The 10,441-nt window shown below is 72.0% G+C and carries 9 protein-coding genes; 5 read left to right on the plus strand and 4 right to left on the minus strand.

The window, feature by feature from the left end; genetic code table 11:
* Positions 1-1,419, minus strand: a 1,419-nt coding sequence (locus TR46_RS43860) for a sensor histidine kinase (protein WP_236655696.1), incomplete at its 3' end; no start/stop codon positions are given.
* A 360-nt stretch (positions 1,420-1,779) separates the two neighbouring features.
* Entirely contained in the window at positions 1,780-3,318 is a 1,539-nt protein-coding gene (locus tag TR46_RS36930) for an MFS transporter (RefSeq protein ID WP_042411377.1), read from the minus strand.
* Between the two features lie 94 nt (positions 3,319-3,412).
* Here TR46_RS36930 and TR46_RS36935 point away from each other — a divergent pair, with 94 nt between their 5' ends.
* The gene (locus tag TR46_RS36935) at positions 3,413-4,369 is read left to right on the plus strand and encodes a helix-turn-helix transcriptional regulator (RefSeq protein ID WP_042411382.1); all 957 of its coding nucleotides are present in this window, start codon (positions 3,413-3,415) and stop codon (positions 4,367-4,369) included.
* An 83-nt stretch (positions 4,370-4,452) separates the two neighbouring features.
* Here the strand turns inward: TR46_RS36935 and TR46_RS36940 are convergent, their stop codons facing one another.
* Entirely contained in the window at positions 4,453-5,493 is a 1,041-nt protein-coding gene (locus TR46_RS36940) for a terpene synthase family protein (RefSeq protein ID WP_042411385.1), read from the minus strand.
* Positions 5,494-5,692: 199 nt separating this feature from the next.
* Between TR46_RS36940 and TR46_RS41980 the strand changes: the two genes are divergently transcribed.
* The 3 genes from TR46_RS41980 (at position 5,693) to trxA (ending at position 9,032) form a co-directional block, all read left to right on the plus strand.
* Positions 5,693-6,193 (plus strand): AAA family ATPase, encoded by a 501-nt coding sequence (locus TR46_RS41980; protein ID WP_052433453.1) that lies wholly within the window; start codon positions 5,693-5,695, stop codon positions 6,191-6,193.
* 78 nt (positions 6,194-6,271) lie between these two features.
* Positions 6,272-8,593, plus strand: a complete 2,322-nt coding sequence (locus TR46_RS36945) for an ATP-binding protein (protein ID WP_052433454.1) — start codon at positions 6,272-6,274, stop codon at positions 8,591-8,593.
* A 70-nt stretch (positions 8,594-8,663) separates the two neighbouring features.
* Positions 8,664-9,032, plus strand: a complete 369-nt coding sequence (gene trxA / locus TR46_RS36950; protein ID WP_042411387.1) for a thioredoxin — start codon at positions 8,664-8,666, stop codon at positions 9,030-9,032.
* A gap of 87 nt (positions 9,033-9,119) precedes the next feature.
* Here trxA and TR46_RS36955 read toward each other — a convergent pair whose 3' ends face one another.
* Positions 9,120-9,725, minus strand: coding sequence for a TetR/AcrR family transcriptional regulator (locus TR46_RS36955; RefSeq protein WP_042411389.1), 606 nt, complete (start codon positions 9,723-9,725; stop codon positions 9,120-9,122).
* A gap of 430 nt (positions 9,726-10,155) precedes the next feature.
* Here TR46_RS36955 and TR46_RS36960 point away from each other — a divergent pair, with 430 nt between their 5' ends.
* Entirely contained in the window at positions 10,156-10,371 is a 216-nt protein-coding gene (locus TR46_RS36960) for a hypothetical protein (protein WP_042411392.1), read from the plus strand.
* Positions 10,372-10,441: the final 70 nt, after the last annotated feature.

A 10,441-nucleotide genomic window follows, 5' to 3' on the forward strand; every position in this document is an offset into this window, starting at 1 on the left:
CGCCGCGCCTGCCGCCGCCGCCGGCGCGGACGCCGTCACCGGGCGACGGCTCGCGGTGCTGCCGCCGCCGCTGCCGGGCTCGCGTGCGGCGGGGAGCCGGTCCGCGGGGCCGCGATGGATGAGCTGCTGCGGGATCAGCACCACCACGCCGGTGCCGCCGCGCGAGGACGGGCGGAAGGAGACCGTGAGGCCGTGCTTGCGGGCCAGGCAGCCGACCACGGCCAGCCCGAGCCGGGTGCCGCCCAGCGTCATCAGGTTCAGCGGTTCGGACGAGACCAGCCGCTCGGCCCTGGCCAGGGTGGCGGCCGGCATCACCAGGCCGCCGTCCTCGACGGTGATCACCACGCCGGAGTGCATCTCCTGGACGTAGACGTGCACCTCCTCGGTGGGCGGGGAGAAGGTGGCGGCGTTGTCCATCAGCTCGGCCAGGGCGTGCATCACGCCCTCCGCCGCGTACCCGGCCACCGCCACGGTGCTCGCGGAGTGCAGCCTGACCCGCTGGTAGGCGCTGATCCGGCCCATCGCGCCGCGAAGCACGCTCTCCATCACGATCGGCTTGGTCCAGCGCCGTCCGGAGCGGGCCCCGGTCAGCACCGCGATGCTGTCGGCCAGGCGGCCGGCCTGGGCGGTGCCGTGGTCCAGCCGCAGCAGGTCGCCGAGGACCTCCTCGTTGTGCCGGTTCTCCATCTCGCGCAGGTCGGCCAGCATGCTGGTGGCCAGCGCCTGGACCCGGCCTGCGGCGTTGGCGCAGGCCGCCATGGAGGAGGCGCGCAGCCGCTCGCTGGTGCCGACCTCCTGGACCAGGGTGCGCAGCACCTGCTGGTGGGTCTCGTCGAGGTGCGCCGGGGCCTGCGCCAGCACGGTCTCCATCGAGGCGCCCTGGCGCAGCCGCTGGACCGCCTGCGGGATGGCCTGGCCCGTCAGCTGCTCGGCCTCGCCGACGAACTGGTCCACCTGGGCCACCAGTTGGCCGATCTCCGCTTCCAGCGCGGCGGACCTGGCCTTCTCGGCCTCCAGAGCCGCCCGCACGGCGTCCTCCGCGGCGACGGCGCGCTTGCACTCGGCGTCGGCGTTCCAGGCGTCATGACGGGCGATCCGGGCATCGCCCGCGGCCTGGTTGGCCGCCTCGGCCTGCTGGGCGACCGAGCGCTCGGCCTCCGCCCGCACCGCGTCCAGGCGGGCCCGGTGGGCGCGGGCGGTGCCGGCCCGGAGCAGGGCCAGCACCAGCACGATGCCCAGCAGCAGTGCCGCCGCGCCCCCGAAGCAGGCGATCGGCACCCGGTCCGACGCACCGGCCCGGGCCGCCGACCAGGCGGCCACCGCTCCGGCCAGCACCGCCGCCAACGGGGGAACGAGCCAGGACCACACCTTTGACCTGCGGTGTACATCCGGAGGGCGGGGGGACATCTGGACAGACATCAATCAGTTCCTCGTGGCGAGCGGAAGAAATTATCGTATGACCACGCAGGCCACACACTACCCGCTTAAAACACCTGCAACTGACGCCACTTGACGCCCCCACAGCAACGGGCGGGGCGGCCGGAACGACCCTTCCTGAACAGGAGAGACGGCTGCGTCGGGCGCCGGACTGATCACGAACGGGGAGCACGAACGGGTGTTTCGGCGAGGAGCGGCTACGATCCGCCTGCCCTGTGTCAATCCCGTGAAAGTTCTGCAGGCAGCTCGCCAATGGCACCGGCTTCTCCGACGCCGGTGGCCAACGCCGCGGCACCGTGCCACCGGAACCCGTCCGGTGGCACGGCACCCGTGCTGCGGAATTCAGCGGACCAGGGCGAGACTCTCCTCGTCGGCGGGGATTCCGTCCGCCGCCGCGGCCTCCGCGACGTCCGCTCCTTCGAACCCTGCTTCGGGCGCCGCGGCCCTGCGGGGCAGCGCGAACATCAGGGCGAAGGCCACCAGCAGGCCGCCGGCCACCCACCACAGCGAGTCGGTGAACGCCCCGCCGAAGATCTGCGCGGTGCTGTGCCGGGTCCGGTCGGCGTGCTCGACCACACCGAGGAAGCAGACCGAGACCAGGCCCATCCCCAGCGCCGCGCCCAGCTGCATGGTGGTGTTGATCAGGCCGGACGCCGACCCCGCGTGCTGCCTGGGCACCTCGGACAGCACCGCGTCGGTCAGCGGGGCCACGATGAGGCCCATCCCCGCGCCCATCACCAGCAGCGGCAGGATCATCTGCCAGGAGTGCAGCCCGCCGCCGTAACGGCCGACCTCCCAGGCGTAGAGGGCGGTGCCCAGGGCCATCACCAGGGCGCCTGCCTGCAGCACCTTGCGTCCGAACCGGGGCACCAGCAGCTGGACCGAGAGCCCGGCCGCGGTGGAGACGCCGATCGCGAACGGCAGCCCGGTCAGCCCGGCGTGCAGCGGGGTCCAGCCGAGGCCGAGCTGCATGTAGAGGGTCCACACCAGGAAGAAGATCCCGCAGACCACCCCGTGCACCAGCTGGACGCCGATACCGGCCGCGAAGCTCCTGACCCGGAACAGCGACAGCTCCACCAGCGGCGAACCGTCCCTGGCCGCCTTGGCCCGCTCGTAGCGCACGAACACCGCGAACACCGGCAGGCTGGCGGCCATCGACACGAAGCCCCAGAGCGGCCAGCCCGACTGCTGACCCTGCATCAGCGGGTAGAGCAGCATCAGCAGGCCCACTGCCGCGAGCAGGACGCCGACCAGGTCGAGCCGCAGCGCCTTCGGGGCCTTGGACTCGGTGATGTAGCGGACGCCCAGGACCAGTCCGGCGACGCCCAGCGGCAGGTTGATCAGGAAGATCGGCCGCCACTGCAGGCCGAACAGGTTCCACTGGGTCAGCAGCGCCCCGAACAGCGGTCCGGTGACCGCGCCCAGGCCGATCATCGCGCCGAACATCCCGAACACCTTGCCGCGCTCCTCGGCCGGGAAGGTGGTGTGGATGATCGCCAGCACCTGCGGCACCATCATCGCCGCCGCCGCGCCCTGCAGCAGCCGGGTGGCCACCAGCATGTCCGGACCCACGGCCAGGCCGCAGAGGGCCGAGGCGGCGGTGAAGCCGCCGATGCCGATCAGGAACATCCGCTTGCGGCCGACGATGTCGCCCAGCCGTCCGCCGGTGATCAGCCCGATGGCGAAGGCCAGGGCGTAGCCGGCGGTGATCCACTGGACCGCGCTGAAGGAGGCGCCGGTGTCCTTCTGGATGCTGGGGACGGCGATGTTGACGATGGTCACGTCCACCATGTCCATCAGACTGGCGGTCATCACCACCGCGAGCGCCAGCCACCTCCTGGGGTCCAACGGAGCTGCTGCTGACTCGTCCTGCGTGGTCATCGGATTGCCTTTCGACTGGTCCGGCTGCGGTACGTCCGACTCTAGGAGGCATGTAGGTCAGATCCTGTCCGCCTTGTCGGGCATCCTTGGAGCCATGACGGACACCCCGGCACGACTGCTGACCCTGCTCTCCCTGCTGCAGACCCCTCGCGAGTGGCCCGGCAGCGAACTGGCCGAGCGCCTCTCGGTCAGCCCGCGGACCGTCCGCCGCGACATCGACCGGCTGCGCGAGCTCGGCTACCCGGTCGAGGCCACCATGGGAGCGGTCGGCGGGTACCGGCTGGTGGCCGGAAAGGCGATGCCGCCGCTGCTGCTTGACGACGAGGAGGCGGTCGCCATCGCGGTCGGCCTGCGGGCGGCCGCGGGCAGCCCGGTGGACGGGATCGAGAGGGCCTCGATGCGGGCCCTGGCCAAGCTGCAGCAGGTGCTGCCGTCACGGCTGCGGCACCGGGTGGGGGCGCTGAGCGCGGCCACCGTCTCGCTGGCCGGCTGGGCCGGGGCGACGGTGGACCCGGAGGTGCTGACGGTGCTGGCCTCCGGCACCGCCGGGCGGGAGAAGCTGCGCTTCGGCTACCAGGCCGCGGACCAGGCGGAGAGCCACCGGCTGGTCGAGCCGCACCGGCTGGTCACCGCGGGGCGCCGCTGGTACCTGGTCGCCTACGACGAGGACCGCACGGACTGGCGGCTGTTCCGGGTGGACCGGGTGCGTGAGCCACGGCTCACCGGAGCGAGGTTCGCCCTGCGGGCGCTGCCCGGGGACGACCCGGCGGCCTTCGTCCAGCAGAAGCTCAGGGGGCTGCAGCGGACGGTCCGGGCGGTGGTCACGCTGTACGCGCCGGCCGAGCGGATGGCGGCGCGGCTGGGCGGGAGCGTCGATCGGATCGATCCGATCGACGAGAACAGCTGCGTGCTGTACACGCGGGCGGACGCGATGGAGTGGCTGGCGGTGCGGTTGGCCATGCTGGGCTGCGAGTTCGTCGTGCAGGAACCGGTGGAACTGAGGGAGTACCTGGCGGCGCTGGGTGCGAGGGTCTCCCGTTCGGCGGGGTGACCGTTCGCGCAGCTCCCCGCGCCCCTGCTAACCCGAGGGGCGCGGGGAACTGCGCGAACGGACACCGTCGACCGAGGTTCAGGTCACCACAGTCGGGTCAGCAACCGCTCCACGAAGTTGGGCCGGTCGACCGGCAGCCGTCCTTCCTCGCGGTAGCGGACCGTGCTGCTCTCCCAGTCGAAGTAGCCCCGCATCCACCCGGCCATGCCGTCCCGGTACTGCTCGACGGCCTGCCGCTCGCTCCGGTCCAGCCCGAGCCGCAGGCACAGCTGCGGCAGCTCCTCGGACAGCCGCACCCATTCGTCGACCATCCACTGGGCCTGGGCCTGCACCGCCGCCTGGGCCTCCGTGAGCCCGCACTGGCGCTCGTGCTGCAGCACCACCACCAGGTTGTAGACGTCGCCGCGCGGCGCCTCCTTGTCGTAGGACCAGACGTCGTTGTTGATGGCCGGGGCGTCCCCGGCCAGCAGCCGCATCTGGCGCAACTCCGGGCTGTGGAAGGCGATCGGCGGCACCTCCTGGTGGAAGCGCTCGATCATGTCCAGCACCGTCTCCACCCCGGACGCGCCGCGCCGCAGCAGCATGTAGGCGTCCCTGGTGGGAATCGCCGCCGCGCCGCCGTCCCGTTCGGCCTCGGCCGCGAGGGTGCGGCCCAGCGCCTCGTTGGGGTGGGCCGCGAAGTACCACTCCCAGTGGTACGAGGCCCGGGCCCGCCACCGCGGCGACATGCCCTGGCAGCCGCGCCTCCACAGGTCGGCGAAGGCGGAGTTGACCGGGGTGTCCGGGATGTCGGCGGCAGGACGGCCGCCCGGCTCGCTGCGGGCCAGTTCGATGAGCGGCGTGCAGACCCTGGCGACCTCGGCGGGGTCCAGCCCCAGGTCGCTGTCGAACTGGTCGTCGAAGAGGAAGTAGAAGGCGCACTGGTCGACGGCCAGGCAGAGGTCGTCGAGTTCCAGGTCGGGGAAGCTGGCCGCGGCCAGCCCCGCTATGTTCCAGCGCTCGTAGAGCGCTGCGGCCTCCGGACCGCGCAGCATGTCGTGCGCGCGGAGCCAGTCGAGATTGCGCTGTGCGGCAGTGTCCCTGCGGGGGTTGGTCCGCTGGGGGAAGGGGAGCTGCAGTTCCACGTCCAGTCCCTTCGTCAGGCGCAGTCGGTTCGGGTGACGCTACCGGATGTGATCTTTTCCTGTGAGGCTTTGATCGGTCATATGTTCAAGTATCAACCGTAGTTGGCCAAGAAAGCCCCCTCCGTTCTGCCGAGTCCTCGCATGCCGGTGCCCGACTGGCATAGCTTTGGTGCAGACGGCGATGGACGGAGCACAAGCGGTGACCGATCGCGAACTGTACGAGCGCGACGAGGCTACAGGGCAGGCCGAGCAGGCCTTGCAGGACCTCTGCGAAGGAGCCCGGTCCGGGCTCACCGGACTCGGCAGCCTGCTGCTCTACAGCGGTTCGGCGGGGCAGGGGAAGACCAGCCTGCTGGCCCGGCTGCGCCAGGCCGCGGCCCGGGAGCGGGACTGCACCGTGCTCTACTCCCGCGGCGGCGAGCAGCAGCGCAACGTCCCCTTCAACATCGTCAGGCAGCTGTTCCAGCCGGTGCTGGCCAAGCGCTCCACCGAGGGGCGCCAGGAGCTGCTGGACGGGTCCAACTACGATCTGGCGGCACCGGCGCTGGGCCTGGCCGTGCCCGCCCCGGGCGCGGCCAACGACCCCCAGGGCGTCCAGGACGCGCTCAACTGGGTGGTGACCCAACTCGCGGTCCGCGAGGGCCCGTTGCTGCTGATCATCGACGACCTGCACTGGGCCGACGCGGAGTCGCTGGCCTGACTCTCCTCCTTCACCTCGCGCATCCCCGGCCTGCCGCTGCTGGTCGCCGGCGCCTACCGGCCCGAGGAGCTGCCGGCGGTGGGCGAGCCGATCCCGGCGGCCGCCAACCGGGGCAACCTGCTGAAGCTGCGCAACCTCACCCCGGGAGCGGTCGAGGACCTGCTGCGCAGCGAGTTCGGCGCGGAGGACTGCGACGACGTCTTCTGCCGCGAGTGCTGGGAGATCACCGGCGGCAATCCGCTGGACATCAGCCTGGTCGTCAACAAGATGAAGGAGCGTCAGCTCGACCCGGTGGAGGAGAGCATCCCGCAGCTGCGCGACCTGGTGGCGGCCGGGCGCGGTCCCGCGATCATCGAGACGCTGGGGCGGATGCCGGCCGACACCTACCGCTTCGCCCTCGCCGCGGCCGTGCTGGACAACGAGATCAACCCGGACGTGGCGGCAGCCATCGCGGTGGTGCCCCCGGCCGCGGCCCGCGACGCCGTGGAGCAGCTGCGCGAGGAGGGGATCCTGCGGGAGGACCACCACTCCGTGTCCGGGCACACGGTGCTGGAGTTCTGCCACCCCACCATCGGTACCGCCATCTACCAGTCGATGCGGCTGACCGCGTTCCGCACCTCGCTGCACGGCCAGGCCGCCAAGGCGGTGCTGGCGGCCGGCGGTACCGAGGCGGACGCCTCCCGGCACCTGCTGGAGGTGCTGCCCGAGGACGACCTGGAGGTCGTCAAGCAGCTGCGCAAGGCCGCCGACCAGCACCTGGCCGTCGGCGCGCCGGACGCCGCCAAGCGCTGCCTGGAGCGCGCCCTGCTGGAGCCCCCGGCCGACGAGGACCGCGCCGACGTGCTGTACGAGCTCGGCTGCTCGACCCTGCTCACCGCGCCGGACGTCACCATCAGCCATATGCGCCAGGCCCTGGACGCCGATCCCGGGCTCACCGCGGAGCGCCGCGAGCTGGCCACCCTGCGGCTCAGCTCCGCGCTCGGCCACAGCAACATGGTCAAGGAGGCCGCCGAGGCCGCCGCCGAGGAGATCGAGCGCACCGAACCCGGGCTGAGCCGCACCCGGCTCCAGGCCGCGTACTTCATGTGGCGGGCCTTCCTGCGCGAGGAGCCGGACGGCGTCGAGCGCTCGCGCCGGCTGGCCGAGCTCGCCGCCGAGCTGACCGGATCGGACTCGGGGGCGCTGGCGGTACGGGTGCTGCGGGCGTTCGACCTCACCCAGCGCGGCAAGGACTCCGGTGAGGCGCTGGCGCTGGCCGAGCAGGCCTACAACCGGGGCAGGCTGGCCGAGGGGATCGACTGGACCAACCAGGTCTGGGGCTTCGAGATCCCGGTGCTGCTCGGCCTCACCTTCGTCTACAACGACCGGCTCGACCTGGCCTCCGAGCTGTTCAACCAGGCGGCCCAGGAGTTCGAGCTGGCCGGCTGGAGCGGCGGCCACCTGTCCTTCGCCAACTTCATGCGCGGCCTGGTGCTGTACCGCTGGGGCCGGCTGGAGGAGGCGGAGAACTTCCTCTGGAAGACCCTGAAGCGCTCCGACCGGATCGGTCGCGGCACCCCGCTGCAGTGGGACCTGGTCTCGCTGCTCTGCGACACCCTGATCGCGCGCGGCCGGATCGAGCAGGCCGTCGAGCTCGCCGAGTCGTACGACTTCAAGCCGCCGTTCTCGCCGGTGATGGTGGTGCCCGACGCGCCCACCCTGTACGGGCGGCTGCTGCTGGAGCAGGAGGGCCGGGAGAAGGAGGCCGCGGAGATCCTCGCCGAGGCGGGCCGCGGCCTGGACGACAAGGAGTGGCACAACGGGCTCTGGGCGCCCTGGGCGGGGCCGCTGGCCGTGGCCATCGCCGAGGAGGAGCCGGAGCGGGCCAGGGCGATCACCACCGAGGCGCTGAAGCGGGCCGAGCGGGTCGGCGCCAACTCGGCGGTCGGCAGTGCGCTGCGCTGGTGCGCCGCGGTGAACCCGCCCACCCAGGCGGTGACCCTGCTGCGGCAGGCCGTGGAGCGGCTGGAGCAGTCCCCGGCCGCGTACGAGCTGGCGCTGGCGCTGGTCGACTACGGGTCCGCGCTGCGCCGGACCGGGCGCCCGCGGGAGGCCGCGGACGCGCTGGGGCAGGGCGTGCAGCTGGCGGCGCAGTGCGGGGCGGACCGGCTGGTGGTCCGGGCCCGGTCGGAACTGGCGGCGGCCGGCGCCAGCTCGGAACGGCTGCACGCGATCGCCGCGCGGGTGCTCAGCGAGACCGAACGGGAGGTCGCCGAACAGGCCGCGCGGGGCGTTCCGGCCCAGCGGATCGCGGCCGAGCTGGGGGTCACCCCGGCGGTGGTCGCCCAGCGGCTGGCTTCGGTGTACCGGAAGGTGGGTACCGGGCCCGAGGGGCTGGCGGCGGCGATCGGTCTGGAATAGTGGCTGTTCGCCCGCTGTTGTCGGCACCAGGCCAGAGTCTTTTCGACACGACAGGAAGCAGGCGGCACAGATGAGCACGCTCGAGCTCACCAAGGACAACTTCAACGAGGTCGTTGAGCAGAGCCCCTTTGTTCTGGTCGACTTCTGGGCGTCCTGGTGCGGCCCTTGCAAGATGTTCGCACCGGTGTACGACAAGGCGTCGGAGGCCAACCCGGACCTGGTCTTCGCCAAGGTCGACACGGAGGCCCAGCAGGAGCTCGCCGCGGCGTTCGAGATCCGCTCGATCCCGACTCTGATGATCATTCGCGACCGGACGGTCGTCTTCTCGCAGCCGGGGGCGCTGCCCGCGCCGGCGCTCGAAGATTTGATCAAGCAGGCCCGGGCGCTGGACATGGACGAGGTGCGGCGCGAGACCGGGCAAGAGGCCGCGGAGGGCTGAGGCGGGACTTCGGGGGCGGACCGTGCACGGCTGGTCGTGCAGTTCCCCGTACCCCTGGTGGGTGCGACGTGCCGGCGCGCGCGAACGCTAACCCCGGCCGGAGGACCAGCTGCGGTGCGGGCGGTACTCGACGATGGTCAGGGCGATGGCGACGTTGCGGTCGACCAGTTCGTCGAGGCTGAGGGCGCCGTCGGGGCGGAACCACTGGGCCACGGCGTTGCACATGGCGATGACCGCGCGGCGGGCCTCGTCGGGGTACGGGGTCAGGAAGACCCCCTCCGCCACGCCGGCGTCGATCGCGTGGCGGAACAGGTTGGTGGCCTCGGCGTGCCGGCTGCTGTAGGTCGCCAGCCGCTCCGGGTCGAGGCTGCGCTCCTCCGACAGCAGGATGTTGCTCCGCGCCAGGTGTTCGGCGCGGAACCGCGTGGTCGCGGCGACCACCGCCGACAGCCGGTCGGCCGGCTCCTCGCCGACCTCGGCCAGGGCCCGGGCGCAGCTGGCGAAGTAGGTGTCCAGGCTCTCGTCGAGGATGGCGTGCAGCAGCTCCTGCTTGCCGGAGTAGTAGTGGTACATCGCCGAGAGGCTCATCCCGGCGCGCTGCGCGATCGCGCGGATCGAGGCCGTGCCGAAGCCCTGCTCGGAGAACTCCTGCCGGGCGGCCTCCAGTAGCGCGTCCTGTCCGGAGGGTCGCATCGGCGCGGTCCTTACTGGGTGGGTCGTACTGAGCGGGATGGCTACAGATCGATCGTTAAGATCCTAGCCGGGTTTCTCCGGAAAGCACCCGGTGGATGGCCTCCGTCACATCACCGCACCGGGCTGGACAGTAATCCCCGGCGTCCGTGATTTAACGATCGTTCGGGTTGCCGACGCGGGCGCTGCAGGGTGCGCGCGGCGGTCCGCCATGCCGACGGCATCGCCCGGCGTTCCGTCCGGTGGCGGCCTGAGGGGCCCTCAGTGACCGCTGTCACCAGGGGTGCTGTTGTTTTGTCAGTGCCTCTGGGTACTCTGCGTGGCACGTGCAGGACGGTCCGTCGATCCTCTTCGGCTATCCCGCCGGTTAACGGGCAGGGAACCAGGAGAGGCCGTGCGACCGTCCCGTACGGCACGAGAACGGGAGTACGCCATGACCACCATGATCGACACTTCGTCGCTCGCGACGGCCACCTGTCACCTCTGCCCGCCGGGGGGCGGCACCGTCGTCGCCACCTACTCTGGGGACGGTCCGGCCAGCCGGGCGGGGGACCGGGCCCGGTCCGAGGCCTGGCAGACCGGGGTGCAGCACCACGACCACTACGACCCGGCGCTGGACGCCTTCGTGGTGGTCCGCCACCAGCCGTAGCGCACGGCCGCAGGACGGGACGAGGCCGACAGCCCCATCTGCTGTCGGCCTCGGGTGACCCTCTCCGGCC

The organism is Streptacidiphilus carbonis, from assembly GCF_000787775.1.
Classification (GTDB): Bacteria; Actinomycetota; Actinomycetes; order Streptomycetales; family Streptomycetaceae; genus Streptacidiphilus; species Streptacidiphilus carbonis.